Annotated in this window: 19 protein-coding genes and 3 pseudogenes; 9 read left to right on the top strand and 13 right to left on the bottom strand. The window is 40.4% G+C overall.

Annotation, left to right across the window (positions count from 1 at the left end):
• Positions 1-17: 17 nt before the first annotated feature.
• Entirely contained in the window at positions 18-950 is a 933-nt protein-coding gene (locus BG00_RS14435; RefSeq protein ID WP_036984057.1) for a ChaN family lipoprotein, read from the bottom strand.
• Between the two features lie 153 nt (positions 951-1103).
• Here BG00_RS14435 and BG00_RS14430 point away from each other — a divergent pair, with 153 nt between their 5' ends.
• Entirely contained in the window at positions 1104-1523 is a 420-nt protein-coding gene (locus BG00_RS14430) for a hypothetical protein (protein ID WP_036983570.1), read from the top strand.
• A 38-nt stretch (positions 1524-1561) separates the two neighbouring features.
• On the opposite strand, the pseudogene BG00_RS14425 reads toward BG00_RS14430, so the two are convergent.
• The 3 genes and pseudogenes from BG00_RS14425 to BG00_RS14420 form a co-directional block, all read right to left on the bottom strand.
• Positions 1562-1843: pseudogene (locus BG00_RS14425) on the bottom strand (GNAT family N-acetyltransferase); the annotation flags it as partial.
• Positions 1844-2047: 204 nt separating this feature from the next.
• Positions 2048-2200 carry a hypothetical protein gene (locus tag BG00_RS17505; protein WP_445322876.1) on the bottom strand — a complete coding sequence of 51 codons (153 nt, stop codon included), beginning with the start codon at positions 2198-2200 and terminating at the stop codon, positions 2048-2050.
• A 159-nt stretch (positions 2201-2359) separates the two neighbouring features.
• Positions 2360-2860 (bottom strand): lactoylglutathione lyase family protein, encoded by a 501-nt coding sequence (locus BG00_RS14420; protein ID WP_036983569.1) that lies wholly within the window; start codon positions 2858-2860, stop codon positions 2360-2362.
• A gap of 104 nt (positions 2861-2964) precedes the next feature.
• Here BG00_RS14420 and BG00_RS14415 point away from each other — a divergent pair, with 104 nt between their 5' ends.
• Positions 2965-3831 carry a LysR family transcriptional regulator gene (locus BG00_RS14415; RefSeq protein ID WP_036983568.1) on the top strand — a complete coding sequence of 289 codons (867 nt, stop codon included), beginning with the start codon at positions 2965-2967 and terminating at the stop codon, positions 3829-3831.
• A 37-nt stretch (positions 3832-3868) separates the two neighbouring features.
• Here BG00_RS14415 and BG00_RS18265 read toward each other — a convergent pair whose 3' ends face one another.
• The 3 genes from BG00_RS18265 to BG00_RS14405 all read right to left on the bottom strand — a co-directional run bounded on the left by BG00_RS18265 (position 3869) and on the right by BG00_RS14405 (position 5264).
• On the bottom strand, positions 3869-4363 hold the full coding sequence (locus BG00_RS18265; RefSeq protein ID WP_248532274.1) for a hypothetical protein: 495 nt from the start codon (positions 4361-4363) through the stop codon (positions 3869-3871).
• A 333-nt stretch (positions 4364-4696) separates the two neighbouring features.
• Positions 4697-4930 (bottom strand): heparan-alpha-glucosaminide N-acetyltransferase domain-containing protein, encoded by a 234-nt coding sequence (locus BG00_RS18260; RefSeq protein WP_248474909.1) that lies wholly within the window; start codon positions 4928-4930, stop codon positions 4697-4699.
• Positions 4914-5264, bottom strand: a complete 351-nt coding sequence (locus BG00_RS14405; RefSeq protein ID WP_253861417.1) for a hypothetical protein — start codon at positions 5262-5264, stop codon at positions 4914-4916. Before BG00_RS14405 ends, BG00_RS18260 begins: the two co-directional genes overlap by 17 nt.
• 129 nt (positions 5265-5393) lie before the next feature.
• On the opposite strand from BG00_RS14405, the gene BG00_RS17820 reads away from it, so the two are divergent.
• Positions 5394-5543, top strand: coding sequence for a hypothetical protein (locus tag BG00_RS17820; RefSeq protein ID WP_190276283.1), 150 nt, complete (start codon positions 5394-5396; stop codon positions 5541-5543).
• Positions 5479-5613: pseudogene (locus tag BG00_RS18255) on the top strand (IS982 family transposase); the annotation flags it as partial. The gene BG00_RS17820 and the pseudogene BG00_RS18255, both read left to right, overlap by 65 nt.
• 214 nt (positions 5614-5827) lie before the next feature.
• Here the strand turns inward: BG00_RS18255 and BG00_RS14400 are convergent.
• Together BG00_RS14400 and BG00_RS14395 are read right to left on the bottom strand one after the other, a co-directional pair.
• Positions 5828-6868 carry a methionine synthase gene (locus tag BG00_RS14400; protein ID WP_036983567.1) on the bottom strand — a complete coding sequence of 347 codons (1041 nt, stop codon included), beginning with the start codon at positions 6866-6868 and terminating at the stop codon, positions 5828-5830.
• Positions 6869-6899: 31 nt separating this feature from the next.
• Positions 6900-7874 (bottom strand): DUF1852 domain-containing protein, encoded by a 975-nt coding sequence (locus BG00_RS14395; protein WP_036983566.1) that lies wholly within the window; start codon positions 7872-7874, stop codon positions 6900-6902.
• Between the two features lie 463 nt (positions 7875-8337).
• Between BG00_RS14395 and BG00_RS14385 the strand changes: the two genes are divergently transcribed.
• On the top strand, positions 8338-9147 hold the full coding sequence (locus BG00_RS14385) for a sulfite exporter TauE/SafE family protein (RefSeq protein WP_036983564.1): 810 nt from the start codon (positions 8338-8340) through the stop codon (positions 9145-9147).
• A 152-nt stretch (positions 9148-9299) separates the two neighbouring features.
• Here BG00_RS14385 and nhaR read toward each other — a convergent pair whose 3' ends face one another.
• Positions 9300-10193, bottom strand: coding sequence for a transcriptional activator NhaR (gene nhaR, locus BG00_RS14380; RefSeq protein WP_036983563.1), 894 nt, complete (start codon positions 10191-10193; stop codon positions 9300-9302).
• A gap of 109 nt (positions 10194-10302) precedes the next feature.
• Here nhaR and BG00_RS14375 point away from each other — a divergent pair, with 109 nt between their 5' ends.
• The 3 genes from BG00_RS14375 to BG00_RS14365 all read left to right on the top strand — a co-directional run bounded on the left by BG00_RS14375 (position 10303) and on the right by BG00_RS14365 (position 12595).
• On the top strand, positions 10303-10614 hold the full coding sequence (locus tag BG00_RS14375; protein ID WP_036983562.1) for a hypothetical protein: 312 nt from the start codon (positions 10303-10305) through the stop codon (positions 10612-10614).
• A 432-nt stretch (positions 10615-11046) separates the two neighbouring features.
• The gene (locus tag BG00_RS14370) at positions 11047-11334 is read left to right on the top strand and encodes a helix-turn-helix domain-containing protein (RefSeq protein WP_008464453.1); all 288 of its coding nucleotides are present in this window, start codon (positions 11047-11049) and stop codon (positions 11332-11334) included.
• Positions 11327-12595: a HipA domain-containing protein gene (locus BG00_RS14365; protein ID WP_036983561.1), complete on the top strand. Its 1269-nt coding sequence runs from the start codon at positions 11327-11329 to the stop codon at positions 12593-12595. The genes BG00_RS14370 and BG00_RS14365 overlap by 8 nt, the downstream gene beginning before the upstream one ends.
• 232 nt (positions 12596-12827) lie before the next feature.
• Here the strand turns inward: BG00_RS14365 and BG00_RS14360 are convergent, their stop codons facing one another.
• On the bottom strand, positions 12828-15164 hold the full coding sequence (locus tag BG00_RS14360) for a S9 family peptidase (RefSeq protein ID WP_036983560.1): 2337 nt from the start codon (positions 15162-15164) through the stop codon (positions 12828-12830).
• A 130-nt stretch (positions 15165-15294) separates the two neighbouring features.
• Positions 15295-16189 (bottom strand): annotated as a pseudogene (locus BG00_RS18495) (LysR family transcriptional regulator).
• Between the two features lie 164 nt (positions 16190-16353).
• Here BG00_RS18495 and BG00_RS18240 point away from each other — a divergent pair.
• Positions 16354-16557, top strand: coding sequence for a hypothetical protein (locus tag BG00_RS18240; RefSeq protein ID WP_051498253.1), 204 nt, complete (start codon positions 16354-16356; stop codon positions 16555-16557).
• Between the two features lie 255 nt (positions 16558-16812).
• Here the strand turns inward: BG00_RS18240 and BG00_RS14345 are convergent, their stop codons facing one another.
• Entirely contained in the window at positions 16813-17610 is a 798-nt protein-coding gene (locus tag BG00_RS14345) for a DODA-type extradiol aromatic ring-opening family dioxygenase (RefSeq protein WP_036983559.1), read from the bottom strand.
• Between the last annotated feature and the right edge of the window lie 11 nt (positions 17611-17621).

Genomic DNA, 17621 nt, shown 5'->3' with positions numbered 1-17621 from the left:
AACACAGTGCCAACCTATTATTGGCACTGTGTTTTCTCCCCTCGTTTAGCTAACGCTTTAAATGCAGCTTGTTGATGTGCTTTTTGCACATAGCGAGCAGGCAAAGCGTTAACTTCTAATTGATAACCACTTTGCTCAGATTGTACTTTTGATACTGGCGATATCCATACAATATTAAGCTCTGGGGCAATTCGCTTAATTACCCGCGCTATGCCTTCACCATTTCTCACATGAAAGTCACCGGCTAAATGTATAACCTGCGTGCCCTTATTTTCACTAATATAGTTAACGATAGACTCAGCCATGGTTTCGTCCCAAGTAACTTGCGCGGCGTATAGTTTTTCGTTTTTACTCGCCGTTCCATGATGCATGGATTGCATAAAGCGTTCTTTATAAAGGCTTGGAGAAATATCTATCTCTTTTGCAATAAAACTACGCTGTTGTGCGTCGAGCTTATTAATATAATTAATACCTTGGCGACCAATACAGGTAACAATATGCTTAGGCGCATTTGCAGCTATTACATCGCTATTTTGCATCTTCGCCAATTCCACTAACGCACGATAATCACTCTTATAATTAGCCCAAGCCTTAGTATTATCAATTAGGTATTGTTCACCTATTTTACTCTCAAGATAAAGGTTTAGTGTTTGCTGATCAGCGCGGCTAAATTGCTCAAGCGATAAGGCAATAGGCTTATTTTGCGTGCTTAATTGCTGAAATAGCTCAGCTTCAAATAAGTGCACACCGGGGTGTGTATGCCACTCACCGACTAAAATAACATCGGCATTCAAAAGCGTGGACTCTGACAATATTGAATTAACTCGCTGGCCATTTGCGTTATAAAGCCCGTAATTATACAAGGATGAACTTTGAGATACTGATACTGTGTTTATACTGCAGCCTGATAATCCACTGAATAAAACAAGTGCTAAAAATGGGTTTTTCATATCGGTTTTTATAAAAATAAGAATCAAAACAATGAAGTTAGTATACACAACAAACTGCTTCAAACCCACAAATGCAAATAAAAACAATTATCATTTGATGTTTTGGAGTTTCTGTTTTACAGTCTTAAAAAATATACAAATATGGAACGTACCATGGCCTTACCTTTTTTATGTGCTCGACACAAACAACATGTTTTATGTCAACCAGAACAAGCAATTATAGATATTCAAAACGCGCAGCTAAGTGGCGAAGCGCTGTTTAAACGATACCAATTTGCACAAGCATTGCCGTACTTGGGGTGTGCACTTGAAAGTGCGTCCTTGTTAGCTCAAATGTATAATTGTGCAAACAAACAGCAAGTAGTACAAATTACCTCACTTACAGAGCGCCTTTATTCCACACTTCACTTTTTAGGCGAACAAAGTGCTGCGCACAATGCACTCATACAATCTATTAATCTGCTAAACGAGATATTGTATAGTGACGATGAATATCATGATTTAGCGCTTTCATGTATTACACAGCTAAAAAAATTAGCACTGCAACATCCTCCACATCTTACTCAGCACTAATTTTTATGGCAATAAGCAACGCGCTAAACAAAATTGGGTTAACTTTTTATATTAATAATGGCTAACATATCGTCTTCATCTAGGCCAACTTCTTCAAACCCAAAACTAGAATAAAAATCCTTAGCAACAGGGTTTTGCGGGTTATAACAAATCTCGATTTGTTCAAGCTTAGAAGTCGTTTTAATCTCTGCAATTGCCATGAATAATGCTTGGCGGCCAATACCTTTATTTTGATGATGTTTATCTACCATAAAACGCCAAATAGAAACCTTTGTAGGGGTTTCTTGCACCCACATAAAAAAGCCTACAGGCTTATTATTTTTGCTAAATAACCTGAACTCTGGTTAAGGGATTTACTAACGTATTGAGTCAAAATTGATATTTATGCTTATTCTCTCTAGCCAGAGATTTTCAGTGAAAATAAGGCGAAATTACGCGTCGAAAGCTCGCCTATTGCAAGTAAATTCAACGAAGTTAGCGCTGAAAATAGCTGCTTGAGATAGATTTATTATCCAGAGTTCAGGTTAATTCGCTTTACAGGTATACCCGCTATTATAATGAGACTCAACTAACGACCACATATTACTCGCTACGTAATCTTGTTGCGCTTTGGTAACGTCTAAATCGCATACCTCTTCGTAATTAGCAGAGGTGACACCTTCCAATGAAATGTTCATTATTGTCCTTAATTTCAAACATGGAGTTATAAGTAGTTTTGTTTTATCACGTTATCAGCACTAACATATCTAGGCAATGTATTCTTTTTAGGCACAAAAAGCCGCAGTAATAAATACTGCGGCTTTGTTTTTAACTAAACTTTTTTAGACTAGCTAAGTTTAATAAGCGCCTGCGCTGTAAATAAGCTCGTAGCTGTGGCTGTAAATCTCAAGGATGTTACCAAACGGGTCTTCCATGTAGATCATGCGGTACGGCTTTTCGCCGGGGTAATAATAACGTGGCTCTGGCATACGTTTTTTACCACCTGCGGCAACAATACGATCCGCCAAGCCTTCAACATCTGGGTCTTGTACACAGAAATGAAAGATACCGGTTTTCCAGTATTCAAAGTTGTCTTTAGGGTTTTCTTGGTCTTTAAATTCAAAAATTTCTACACCAATTCGGTCGCCTGTTGAAAGATGCGCTATTTTAAATTTTTCCCAATTTGGACCAAATACATCGGTACACATTTTGCCAATTGGGCTGTTGTCTTCAGTGATCACGGTAGGCTCCATTATGGTGTACCAGCCCATCACCTTAGTGTAAAACTCTACGGCTTTTTCAACATCCGGTACTGAAATACCAATGTGCGAAAAACTACGTGGATATGTATGACTCATAATAAATACTCCTACTTAACTATGTTTAGTTGATGGAATTAGTTTACGAACCGACCAACATTAAGTAAAATTATCATTAATCATCATTTTGAGTATGTTTTGTAATGATAAATCCTACATGGTTAAACACGTTTTGTACTTTAGTTGAGGTAAACCATTTTACCCAAACCGCCGAGCGCCTTTATATGACCCAGTCAGGCGTAAGCCAACATATAAAAAAGTTAGAGCAGCAAGTAGATTGCGCCTTGCTTGATCGCCACGGTAAACAATTTACCCTTACCGTTCAGGGTCAAAATTTATATCAGCAGGGTAGTCAGTTACTCAAAGAATGGCAGTTTTTAGAGCAGCAATTAAAAGATGATTCACCTTGCAGCGGTTTAGTTAAAATACAATCGCCAGGCAGTTGCGGGCTGCAGTTTTACAATCAACTATTAGCATTGCAAGTAGAGCACAAGGAGCTAATTATTGATTACCGCTTTGCTCCAAATACCAGTGTAGAGCAAGCTGTGGCAAACCACAGCGCCGATATTGGCTTTTTAACTCAAGCGCCTACCCTTAGCGAAGTTACTAGCCATAAAATAGGCCAAGAACCTTTACTATTGGTAACACCGGCCGCAATAAAAAATCCAACATGGAGCGCATTAAATGAACTGGGTTTTATTAGCCACCCCGATGCAAAACACCACGCGCAGCTTTTACTTAGCGAAAACTACAGTGAGTTTGAGCATGTTGATCAAATTAAGCGCACGGGGTTTTCTAACCAAATAAGTTTAATACTAGAGCCGGTAAGTTTAGGGCTCGGTTTTACGGTTTTACCCGCACACGCAGTAAGTGCTTTTAATAAACCTGCGCTTATTAAAACGCATCATTTAACCAAACCAATTAGCGAAAATATTTATGTGTGCCATCACCGAAATAGGCCGTTAGCAAAGCGTATGCATAGCGTTATTGACGCAATAAAAGCAAGCTAGGGCACCCAAATCAGCATCCGTAAAGCCCCTTTACAGTTTATGCTGCACGTTTAGATTTTTGCTTAAAACCAAGTAGGGTTAACTTAGTTTGCAAATACATTTTGTGTATTGCAAAAGTGAGTAAACTCATAAGCGCCATTAGACACAAGGTTGGCACAAGCGACTGCGTATGATAACCAAACACACCCATAAACCAGCAAATAAGGACCCACTGAATAACATACAAAGCGGTAACATGTTTACTGGCATATAAAAGAGCACGTGTAATAGGGCCATTATATTTATCAGCAAAAATATACTGTATAGCCGCTAGGGCACATAAATTTAAGCCAATTAAATAGCTAATACCGCCGCCATTTAAATTGAAAAATTTGCCAAACTGACCTTTAAAATCAATGGCTAACCATATGCCGCCAATAACTAGTAAAGCAGCACCAAGTTGTGCACATACTTTATATAAGTAATCGGCACATTGGTGGTTACTACTGTATAAACGACAAAGTACATACCCCGTTAATATCGCACTTATCAAAAGAAATACCGGAAAATGCACCTGATAGTTATTAGCAAAAAAACAAATCGCTAAAATAAGGTGAAAGCGTAAATTGCAGCCGCCTTACAAACTGGCTCAAAACTGCAATTGCAATGGCTAAACCCGCAATCCATGTTGTTTTCCAACGGTCAATATTAAGCACACCAAATAGCAATAAGCTAACTCCAGCCAGTTGTAAAATAATTGTAACTGCCCAGCACTGAGCGGACTTTGCCAGCCATACGCATTTATAAACGCCTCAGGCATGGTATTAAATACTTCAATAGGCAGCCAGGACTTGGCCGCATTCATTAAATAAGCAAGCAGTAAAAGCTATATGCCACGCTTAATTAATAGCAAGGGTGTTTGCCTGCGCGAAAGCGCCATAAATAGCCCCATTGCCACCAAAAACGAGGCGGTGCCTTTGCCAAGTATATGTACAACCGTACCAAATGCGCTTTCACTTTGAAGCGTTGTGGAGGCATACATCCATAAGGTATGCACAATAATCATAATGAAAACGCTCGCACCACGCACAAGATCAATCGTTTTAAGACGTTGGTTCATTGGTATTAATGTCCTTTTTAGGGCAGGTTTGGCATTTGCTATAACAGGCTAAATAATAGCGGCAACAGGCTAAACGCTGGTTTTTTTCAGTAAATGGCGCATCAAGATTTAAGTGTTCACAAATAACGGTGTGCAGCTGACGATGGCAATTGTTGATATGTAAAATAGTAGCAAGGGCTAAACTATGAGCTCGATCAATGGCGCTACTTAATGAATCGAGTAATAACCGTGCTTGTTCTTTTTTATCCAGCGCGTAGTCGGTATTTATCCATTCACCAACTTGGCTTATAAAATGAGTAAACGCTTTGGTTTGCTCAGTTTTACTTACTAACACGTCGTTATTCAGATTAAACCCACGACAAGAAGCGTAAATAACCTGAGCTGCACATAAGAAATGGAACTAAATGCCCTTGCGGTGATCAGATCTTTCGACCAAGAAACATAAGATTACCGAGGGAAGGGCATGAATAACTTAGATGCAATTAACCTAGGTGTCGATGATTTTTGTTTATTGTTTGAACCTCAATGGCTTAAACACCTAATAGAGTCAGCTGAAAAATATGGCTCAAATAGACCACACAAGGCACCGCAGCGGCATCTCATTTATGGTTAATTTAATGGCTGGATTAATTGCCTATACTTTTCAGACTAAAAAGCCGAGTATAAAAGTGACTCGGCTTTAATTCTTATGCAGATCTGAGGTTAATTACGCTAGGTTTGCTGCACTCACCCAACCAATATTCAACGAACTTAAACCTTTTCCCTTTCACCTTAAACCTTTTCCCTTTCACCTTTGACCTTGCACTTTAACTGTAAACCCCCATGACATTTTGATTAAAAAAGCCACACATCAACATGTGTTAAGGCGTGGCTTTTTACAGCTGCTTTAACTAAGAATTAAGCGACATTCGCTGCTAACAGTTCGTTACGTACTAGCTCTGCGCCTTTGCTTAGGGCGTTAAGTTTACCGTTTGCGATGTCGCGGGGTAGGGGTGCCATACCGCAGTTGGTGCAGGGGTAGAGTTTGTCGGCATCAACGTATTTAAGCGCTTCGCGTAGGGTTTTGGCCACCTCTTCGGGTGTTTCTATAGTATTGGTGGCTACATCGATTGCGCCCACCATTATTTTTTTACCGCGCACCAGTTCGAGTAGCTCTATGGGTACATGTGAGTTTTGACATTCGAGCGAAATAATATCAATATTCGATTTTTGCAGCTTAGGGAATACTTCTTCGTATTGTCGCCACTCGGTGCCAAGGGTTTTCTTCCAATCGGTGTTGGCTTTAATGCCGTAGCCGTAGCAAATATGCACGGCGGTTTCGCATTTTAACCCTTCTATGGCTCGCTCTAGGCAGGCTATGCCCCAGTCGTTTACCTCGTCAAAAAACACGTTAAAAGCGGGTTCATCAAATTGAATTATATCAACCCCTGCGGCTTCTAGCTCTTTGGCTTCTTGGTTAAGTATTTTAGCAAATTCCCATGCCAGTTTTTCACGGCTTTTATAGTGATCGTCATACAGGGTGTCGATCATAGTCATGGGCCCAGGCAGTGCCCATTTAATTGGTTGGCTGGTTTGCTGGCGTAAAAACTTAGCGTCTTCAACAAATACCGATTTAGTGCGAGACACAGGGCCAACCACTGTGGGTACACTGGCGTTGTAACGGTCGCGAATTTTAACTGTTTTGCGTTTTTCAAAATCAACGCCATTTAAGTGCTCAATAAAGGTGGTTACAAAGTGTTTGCGAGTTTGTTCGCCATCGCTGACTATATCTACGCCTGCGGTTTGTTGCTCGTGCAGGGAAATACGCAGGGCGTCGTGTTTGCCATCAACCAGCTCACTGCCCTGTAATTTCCATGGCGACCATAAGGTTTCGGGCTCAGCAAGCCATGACGGTTTTGGCAAGCTGCCTGCTGATGATGTGGGTAATAGTTTTTTCATAATAAATGCTGCCTTTAATTTTGTTGTGTGATTAAGCGATACTTGCTGAGAACTGCTGCAGCACTGATTGATAAGGCTTAATAAAATGCTGCTCGGTAAATTTGCCTTGCTCAACCGCTAATTGACCTCGCTCTGCGCGGTCATACACAATTTGCGTTAATGAATGATCGTCATTTTTTAAATTAGGTTTATAACGGCTGCCTGCAGCGGCATTAGCGTTATAAATTTCTGGACGATAAATTTTTTGAAACGTTTCCATGGTGCTAATAGTGCTAATTAGCTCAAGGTTGCTGTAGTCGTTAAGTAGGTCACCAAAAAAGTAAAAGGCTAACGGTGCAGCGCTGTTTGGTGGCATAAAGTAGCGCACTTGTAAGCCCATTTTTTTAAAATATTGCTCTGTTAACGACGACTCATTAGGCTGATACTCTACGCCTAAAATGGGGTGTAGATTTTCGGTTTGCTGATAGGTTTTGTTATCAGACACGCTTAAGCAAATAACTGGTGGCTTTTTAAAATGCTGTTTATAGGTATCTGAGTTTACAAAGCATTTAAACAACTTGCCGTGTAAGTCACCAAAGTTATCGGGAATACTAAATTGCGGTTTGCTTTTGTTATGCTCAAGCAATAACACACTAAAATCGTAGTCGCGCACATACGATGAAAAGTTATTACCCACTATGCCTTCTATTCGCTCGTTAGTTTGGTGGTCAATAATATTGGTTTTTAATACCTCTATTGACGGAAATGCTTGGCCACTGCCTGCAATGTTTAAATCAACCGAAATGATCTTGAGCTCAACCTCGTAACGCTCCCCTTCAGGGTTATCCCAACTGGCCAGTGCATTAAAACGATTGTTGATCATTTTTAGAGTATTACGCAGGTTTTGTTGGCGGCTTTCACCCCTTGCTAAATTAGCGAAATTGGTCGTAATACGTGTGTTATTTGATGGATGATAGTTTTCATCCAAGTTAGTGCTTTTAATCGTAAATGTAAGATCAGTGCTCATAGCCGTATCCTTTCAATCTGAGTTATTACTGCTTTTATCAATGACACATTACTTGCTGTTAAAACCAAACTAACGGGATAACTGTAATGGTGCTTTGCAGAGTTAATAAATTTATACGCGGTATGTAGCATGAAGAAAAACGGTATTATTTCAGGTAAAACATGAGCCAGATTCACTCTCTTACTAAGTTGCATGAATAAATTAGGCTAGTAGACGCCCCCTCTGCGACAAAACCCACTTTAGAAGTCTAGATATCTAGATGTTTTTACGGGTGTTGTGATTTATTCATACAAAACGTGAGTATTATTCAATGCTTATAGGCACTTAAAGTGGCATTTGCATAAACGGTTGTTGATATACTCGAATAAACCTTGGTGAGCTTAGCTGTTTTATTAAACGTTTTTTACACGCAACTCACCGCCACAGAGCATAACAACCCCTAACATAAGAAGAGACAAAAGGAATGAGTGATTTAATAGTGTTAATTATTTACTGCGCCATACTTGGCAGTGGTGTTGGTTTTTTAGCAGGCTTATTAGGAATAGGGGGCGGGCTGGTTATTGTACCCATACTCAGCATGATATTACTGCACTTTAATGCTTTGCCACCTGAACAAGTGGTGGTGGTTGCCATTGCGACCTCGCTGGCCTCTATTTTATTTACTTCGACCTCGTCGGCTATTGCGCATCATAAAAATGGCAATGTACCCTGGGATATTGCACCTTGGGTTATGGCAGGCGTTGCCTTTGGCGCGCTTATTAGTGGCTTTATGGCTGCGCTGTTACCTGAGCATGTAGTGCGTTTGGTGTTTGCTGTAAGCGTAGTGCTAATTGCACTTAAAATGATTTTTTCAGGTAAGAGTGATTCCGCAATAGCGCGCCCGTTACCAAACAAAGGGCTACTGAGTGTTTATACGACCATAACCGGTGGGTTATCTGCCATGATTGGCATTGGCGGCGGGGCAGTATTAGTGCCGCTACTAACGTTTTTTTCTGTTGATATGAAAAAAGCCATTGGCTGCGCCTCGGCCTCAGGCATTGTGATAGCGCTGTTTGGTTCAATGGGTTATATCAGCTCAGGCAGCCAGTTATTTAGCCTAAAACAAGGATTTGCAGGCTTTGTGTATTTGCCCGCTTTATTGGGTATTGTATGCACCTCATGGTTTACTGCGCCACTCGGTGCTAAAGCCACGCATTACTTACCGGTTTCAACCATTAAAAAAATATTTGCCGGCTTATTAATAATAATGGCAATTAATATGTTTACTCGATAAGAGCATTTATATGAGCCTTAAAAACACGCGGCATAAAGCCGCTGCTACCTAGAATATTAGCGACTAGTAGCAGCGGGTTCATCCCGCGTAGGTGTTGAGCGTTAGAGTCCGAATCCTTTAACCTTTAACATCTTAAGGTGATTAACTAAAATCTACGTCATTTGCGCGTGCTTTATAAATTCGTCATAAATACTGTCTTTAATGAGCCTGTCGGGCGTAAAGGCATAATAATGCTGATAAACATTATCAATTGTACCAATGTAATTTACGCCGTAATGGCGCTCTACTTCGGCTCTTACCAAAATAGGCGCAGGGAATATCCCAAACCCTTGCTCACCGAGTGACTTCATTAATGCGCTGTCGTCAACATGGCCAGCTATTGTCATTTCAATGTCTTGCTCTTGCAGCCAATAATAAATAGCCCGCGCGACAGGGCTTTCTTTTGCGGGAAGCACTAAGGGCTTGTTATTTAAAGACTGCGGAAATTGCTTATGTAACTGCGAATGCCATGTTTTGTTACCAAAAAGAGCGATTTGGCTTTTACCTATTTCATGACAAAACGCCTTAAATGGCAAGGTGGTATCGAGTGGTTTATCGGCTAACACTAAGTCGAGCTTATGAATCGCCATTTGTGCAAGCAGCTCATCTTGTTGGCCGTCAATACAGTGCAAGTTGGTAATACGGTCGTTATTAATTAAAGGCGCTAGCCACTTCGACACCAGTGATTTGGGTAACACATCTGAAATACCGACCTTTAGTGTTCGTGAGTATTGCGTGGTATCACCTTGCGTGGTTTCTAGCCATTCGTGAGCAATAGCAAACATATCATTGGTGTATTGCTGAGTTACATGGCCAAATTCAGTTAACTGTAGGCCTCGCCCTTGGCGAACAAACAGTGGTTTTCCTAATCGTTGCTCTAAGTTAGTAATTTGTGAGCTGACCGTTTGCGGCGTTAAATTAAGTATTTTACTCGCCGCTGCAATACTTCCATGCTTACTTACCTGCCAAAAATAATATAAGTGATTGTAGTTAATGTTGGTAATCATTCGAAAATACCTGTTTTAAAGTAAGAAATAATCAGCTTTTTCCTTTGCCACTAAGTTAGTAGATTACAGTCATGCCTGCAACATAGTTACTATTAAAAGGTGTAATTGCATGAAGCTAAAACTTACAGTTAAAAACAAGATAATTAACGCAAGTGAAAAGATGTCGCTTTTGAAGTTGATAAAAAGCCAATTGGCAAAACATGCTTTAAATATTCGTAAAGTTGAGATTCAAATAAATGATCTTTCGAGTGAGCGCCACGGCACTTTGCAGCAATGCAAAATTAATATTCTTTTGCCTGGACTACCCAGTATTAATGTAAATACAAAAGGAAGAAGTATGCTGCAAGCGATAAAGCGGGCACTAAAAAGTTTGCAGCAAATTCTCGTTAATAAGTATCAACCTTCGCAACCAAGCTCTTAGTTTTTATTAATATCGCACTTGCAGTAGCATGGATGCTACTCTTTTTATTTCTATTCTCGTACCAAGCTGTGTTTAACATTAAACGATTCACTTATTACCTATTGAGCAGTATTTCCTTGTTGGGTTTTGTTGGACTATACCAAACTTACCGTAACTAAAATTTTTTGACCTTGTTCCTTTAACCTTTGACCTCAGCTGTAAACCCCCGTTACATTTTGATTAAAAAGAGAGTGAAATTTTCAATTACCTAAATTCATAGTTTATTGTGAATTTATTAGGTTCATGCCTATTAATTTACTAATTCACAAAATACTGTGAATTTATCCTTAAATGAGTTAACTTTCGCTGTAATTCACAAAATATTGTGAATTATTAGCTTTTTTGTACTTTTTTAACTATTATTCACAAAACACTGTGAATTTTGGATTGGTAATGGAAGTCACGATAAAGTCAGCAAAACAATTAGGTAAATTGGCAAGCATTGTGAGAAAAAGCCAAAAGCTTGACCAAAAAACTGCGGGAGATTTCTCCGGTATTAGTATTAATACAGTAAGTGATTTTGAAAATGGCACAGGTTCGTTATCAATTGGCCGCGCGTTTGATTTAATGGAAGCTTTAGGCTTAGAAGTAAAAATAGACGTGGTTGTACCTCAACATGATGAAAAGGCTAAAAATAAATTACTAATGCAAATCCAGAACATGGTGGCTGAGCATGAATAATAGATCACTTGATGTTTATGCCGGCAAACAGCTCATGGGTCAATTACAAGATAGTAACGGTTTTTGGTCATTTAAATACGATCAAGATTGGCTTAACTCAGCTAATAAATTTGCAATAACTCCCAGCATTCCATTACAAGAGCAAATCATTCTTGATTCTGGTACTACACGACCTGTGCAGCAGTTTTTTGATAATTTACTGCCAGAAGAAAATGCACGTGAGTTATTAGCTAAAGAAGTGAGAGTTGACCATGAAGATTCATTTGCTCTACTTACTGCATCCGGCATTGAGTCTGCTGGTGCTTTAACGCTATTACCAGAGCATGTCGATTTTCCTAGCCCTAGTGCAATACCGTTACCTTTTGCCGAGCTATCTAGGCGAATTAAAAACTTACCCAGAGCACCGTTAAATATCCGCCAAAGTAGCCGTATGTCACTTGCTGGCGCGCAGCATAAAATGCTAGTTATTAAGCTCGGCAATGAATTATTTGAAGGAAATGAAGGCACACCTTCAACTCATATACTTAAACCAGATCATTCTGAGCCAGACCAATATTGGCAAACGACATGCAATGAATGGTTTATGATGAAACTAGCCAAGCGCCTAGGAATAGATGTACCCAATGTGCAGCTCATTTATACACCCGAGCCAGCCTATTTGGTTGAGCGCTTTGACCGTGTAGGAAGTTATCCTGATCAAGAGCGCAAGCATATTATAGATAGTTGCCAATTATTAAGTTATAGCAGACACTCCAAATATTCTGCATCAACGGTTGAAACATACCAGAAAATACTCAATAACGTACGTCCTAAAGCGGCAACGGCCATTAAATTATATCAATGGATTATTTATAATTTATTAGTCGGTAACGGGGATGCGCATTTAAAAAATATCAGTTTTTATTACGAAAACGGGTCTGCGCAAATAACACCGTTTTATGATTTATTAAGCACCATTATTTATGTTCCAGAAGGTGCAAAGCCCCTAGAAGAAGCCTTATCTGTTCCCATAAATGATAAAAAACGTTTCTGTGATGTTACTAAAGCAGATGTAATCGCTTTTGCAAAAGAACTCGGTATTCCAAGCTATACAGCAGTAAAACAGCTAAGTTTTTTTTTAGAAAACATAGAGAGTGAATTTAGCAACTTATACCAAGAAGTTGTAAATATGCCATCTGCGGATGTACGCGCAGCGGAATTAAGAATGTTAAGACAAGTGCAGTTTTTAGTAGTTAAAGAAATGGTTGGGCGGCTGAGTTAAAACAAGGAAATGAGGATTAATAAAAGTTCCTCATGAACACAAAGTTTTAGCCCGTTTCGATAAATAACTTTTCATTCAGTATGGACTTCCTATACTTAGTGTTGGGTGCTGTTGTACTTCAAACAAAACCTTTGATATTTCAATCCAGCTGTAAACCCCCGTTACATTTTGATTAAAAAAGCCGCACACTAACAGTTAGTATGCGGCTTTAGTATTTTATTTTTTAAAGCGATTACTTGTTTAGTAAGTGCTTTTCAAAAAAATCAGCCATCATAGTGTGGTAATGTAAGGTGGTACCTTTGCCTTCACGTAGGCTATGTGAGCGGTTAGGGTATGAGAAAAACTCAAACTGCTTATTGTGCTTTACAAGCTCGTCAATTAAGCGTTCTGAGCCTTGATAATGCACGTTATCATCGCCTGTACCGTGAATAAGCAATAGCTTACCGGTTAGGTTTTTAGCAAAGGTAATCGGCGAGGTGTTATCGTAACTCTCAGGATCGGTGTTTGGGTTGCCCGCATAACGCTCTTGGTAAATGGTGTCGTACAAACGAATGTCCGGCACGGGTGCTGAGGCAATCCCTACTTTAAATTTATCACCATGGCGGAACAGTAAATTAAGGGTTGAGCTACCGCCGCCTGAGTGTCCCCATACGCCAACGCGGTCTGTGTCTATTACATTCCAACGTTTAGCCATGGCATCTAGGGCGTCGACTTGGTCTTGCACGGTAATAGAGCCAATTTTTTTATAAATCGATTTGCGCCAATCGCGGCCTTTTGGTGCACGTGTACCGCGGTTATCAACCGATGCCACAATAAAGCCTTTTTGCGTTAGTAACGATTTGTATAAGTAACTGTTACCTTCCCAGCGGTCTTGCACGGTAGAGCCCCATGGTTCGCCGTATACGTAAAACACAATTGGGTATTTTTTACTTTTATCCATGTTCTCAGGGAACATAATATAGCCGTCAAGCTCAGTGCCATCTTGCGCATTTACTTTAAAAAACTCATGCTTTGGTAAGCTTTGCTCAGCAAGCTTTTGTTTAAGCTCGCTGCTTTCAACTAAGGTTTTTACATTACTGTGATCGCTCACTTTAATGATCTCTTTAGTCGGTGGCGTACCAAATTTTGAGTAAGTATGCATTGCCCATGAGGCATCTTTTGACATGTAGTAGCTATTTGAGCCCTCAAACTCAGCAGGTGTTACCCGTACCGGTTTACTGCTGCCATCAAGCGGTGTGCTGTATAAATAACGCTGACCAGGATCGTTTGGCGAGGCAATAAAATACATTACGTTTTTGTCTTCATTGATGGTAAGCATATCAATAATGTCGTAATTGCCTGGGGTTAGGTCGATAATAGTTTTGCCATCGCGCGATACACGGTAAAGATGACGCCAGCCGTCGCGCTCGCTATGCCAAATAAAAAACTCACCGTCTTTTGACCAGTTGGCTTTATAAAACCATTCGATAAACGCATCGTCTTTGTCTTCTAAAATTTTGGTCAGTTGCTGCTTTTGCCAATCAAACAGCCACACTTTGTTATGGTTTTGTGGGCGGTTTAAGTCTTGGATCATTAATTCATTACCGGTGCCCGCCCAACTAATACGCGGAATATAACGGTCGCGGTTATCGCCCTCAAGCTCAGCCCAACGGGTTTGTTTATCACTAAGGCTTACCACACCAACACGCACGGCAGAGTTGGTTTCACCGGCTTTAGGATAAGGGAATTCTTTAAGGGTAGGGTACAGTTCGTCGGTGTTGTTAATCATAGTGAAAAATTTAACGTCACTGGTATCAAGCTGCCAATAGGCGATTGATTTGTTGTCGGGGCTCCAACGAAAACCATCGGCAATAGTGAACTCTTCTTCGTATACCCAATCAAAATTACCGTTAACAATGGTGGCACTGCCATCGGTTGTGAGCGCGGTTACATCGTTACTACCAACCGCTTGCATATAAATATTGTTATCGCGTACGTAAGCCACTTTTGAGCTATCTGGCGAGAACTTAGCAAACATTAACTTAGTTGGCTCAACGTCTTTACCACCTAATTGCTGTAATTGGTTTGTCTCAAGGTTAAGTAACCAAAAGTCGCCTCGGCTGCGCGAACGCCAAACTTGCTCACTGTTGGTAAATACCATCAGCCATTTACCGTCTTTTGACCACTGATAGCTTTCGATTGCAAATGGCTCGTCTGCGCCCTCTGGCAACAGCTTTTCAAACTCAACCAGTACTTTACGGCCTGTGCCGTCAGCATTGTAAAATACAATGTCGTTGCCTTTTACGCCGTGCTCTTTTTCGTCATCGACGTTGTTATCGTCTGCTTTTTCTTTTTCACTTTCGCGCTCTTCAAGCACAGTGTAGCCGGTACCATCGTCTAGCCACTTAAAATAAGTGCTACGCTGGGTTTTAAATTCTTTGTCTTTATAAATTTGCGCTAGGCTTAATGGATTATTCACGGTACTCATCGCTGCATTGTTGTTGGTTGATATGCTAGTACTTGAACATGCTTGCAAGCCTAAGCCCGCAACAATGGCCAGTGCCAAGCCCGATGTTTTGATCAGATTCATTGTTATTGTTCCTTGGGTCTGTTGGCCTTTATAGATTAAGGCGCTCATTACATTTACTTTAACAAAATAACGTACACAATATCAGCATGCTTAACGCACAAAGCCATGGTTTAAACCCAAACTTTTATAATTAATACCATGCTGGACTTTTAAATTCTTCACTGAGCGTGTCGATTAGTGCTCTTACTGTTGTCGATATATGCTGACGAGAAGGGTAAAGCACATAAATTTTCATTGGGTTTAATGTCCATGGCGCTAATACACGCTGCAAGCGACCATCCAGTAAATATTGATTTGCCAAATACGTAGGCTGCACTGAAATACCACCACCGGCTATGGCTGCATGAAGTAATGTGGTGGCCTCGTTTGCACTTAAATTACATTTAACATCAACCGATTGAAATTCATCCCCGTTGTGTAAATGCCAAATATATCGGTCAAAGTTTTTATAGCCTAAACACTGATGAGTGCTTAACTGTTGTGGTGTCGTTATTGGCGGATAATCTGCAAGGTAATCAGCTGAGGCCACCCACTAATATAGATTCACACTCGGCAATAGGTTTACCTATTAACGAAGGATCAGGATTGGCTGCAATACGTATAGCCAAATCAACACGTTGCTCTATTAGATCTGCGGTTGAGTCTTCAAGATCTATGTCTATTTGCACGTTAGGGTGACGTTTCATAAAGCGTGTAAATATAGGGGCTAATTGTGCAAAACCTAACGACATACTGGTCACTACTCGTATTTTACCTGACAACTGTTGCTGGCTTTTAGTTTGTTCAACTAAACGGTTAGCCTGTGCTAACCATTGCACTATTTCGGGTAAACAGGCCTCGCCAGCGGTGGTAAGTGTAATTTTGCGGGTAGTTCGGTGTAGCAAACGAGTATTGAGCCATGCCTCTGCCGACTCAATACGACGAGTAATCATAGGGCGTGACATTTCAAGCCGATCGGCAGTGGCAGTAAAACTGCCTGAGTAGGCAACATCAACAAAAACCTGCGGTGAGTTTATCCATAGTATTTGCACGACTTATGAAACAATGATGCTAATTATTGGTTGTTTTTCTGAACATATCAAACCTTTATTATGCTCGCATTAGCAACCAATGCTGAGAATACCATGAACCTACGCATGCTTTAATCAGCAATATCGCTATTGCAGACGAAACCCCATCAACCCTTGATGTGTATAACGCTGACAGCAATAGCTTTCATGTTAATGCCACGCTGGTTTATGGCCGTACCGTTGCAATTTTATTTGATACCGGATTTACCAAAGCCGATGCACAAACTCAGGCAGAGCAAAATGCATGGGCAAATCAACTTAATGAAATGAAAGCATTCAACCCTCACGTGGTGATCTCTTGGCATATGAAAGCAGGCACCTAATTAGATGCTGCAAATATTGATTTTTCAATCCAGTATTTAAAGGATTTTGCACACGCTAAGCAAAGTAGTGATAGCAGTAAGCTGCTGATAGATAAAATGATCAACTCATACCCAGAGACTGTATTACCTATGGCTCTTAGCATTGGCGTTAAAGTTCATAAAGGCGAAATGAAATGGTAATTGCTTACGCTTAACCACTGTAATAAATACAGTAGAACCAAAAAACACGCCTAGCAAAGTCTGGCGTGTTTTTTATTATTGCCACAAATACATACTGGCTCGCTTATTGGCAATATTTAATTCAAATACCTCAGTGCTTGCACACATAGCAGCGCCATAGCATACATGAAGCGGTAACAAGTGCTCCTCTCTGGGGTGATTAAAGCGTGCAGCTGGAGCTTGCTGCCATGCTAATAATTGCTGTTCACGCTGTTGCTCGGTTAATGTTTGATCTGCGATTGTGCTTACCAACCAATTTTCAAATGCCTGATTTTGCTGGTTAACATCGTTTGATTGGGTAACACCAAAAGCGCGCATATTATGGAAGGTAAAGCCTGAGCCTATAATTAATAAGTTATCGTAATCAATACTTTGCAATGCTTTACCAATTTCAACATGCAACAGCGGATCAAGGCCTGAGTGCAAGGATATTTGCACACAGGGAATATCGGCCTCTGGATACATAATTTTTAACGGTACAAACATACCGTGATCAAAACCACGCTGTGGATCGAGTTTTGAGTCAATATTATGTGTTGCGAGCGCTTGCTGTACTAAATTAGCAAGTTGCGGCTGGCCAGCACAAGGGTAAGTTAATTGGTACGCCTGCTTAGGAAAACCGTAGTAATCGTAAATAAGCGGTGGTGAAGAGTGCGCTGTTATACTAATTGGTTGAGCTTCCCAATGCGCGCTGATCATTAAAATAGCAGAAGGCTTTGGGATTGTAGCGGCAACTTGTTCTAAGCAGGCTCGCATTTCTGCATGGTTGGCATCACCTAGTAATGGCATTGGGCCGCCACCATGAGAAATGAAAAAAACGGTTGGGCGTTGCATGTGGTTAATCC

The sequence above is a fragment of the Pseudoalteromonas sp. SCSIO_11900 genome, from assembly GCF_000576475.1.
Lineage (GTDB): Bacteria > Pseudomonadota > Gammaproteobacteria > Enterobacterales > Alteromonadaceae > Pseudoalteromonas > Pseudoalteromonas tetraodonis.
This window is presented reverse-complemented; position numbering and strand designations above follow the sequence as displayed.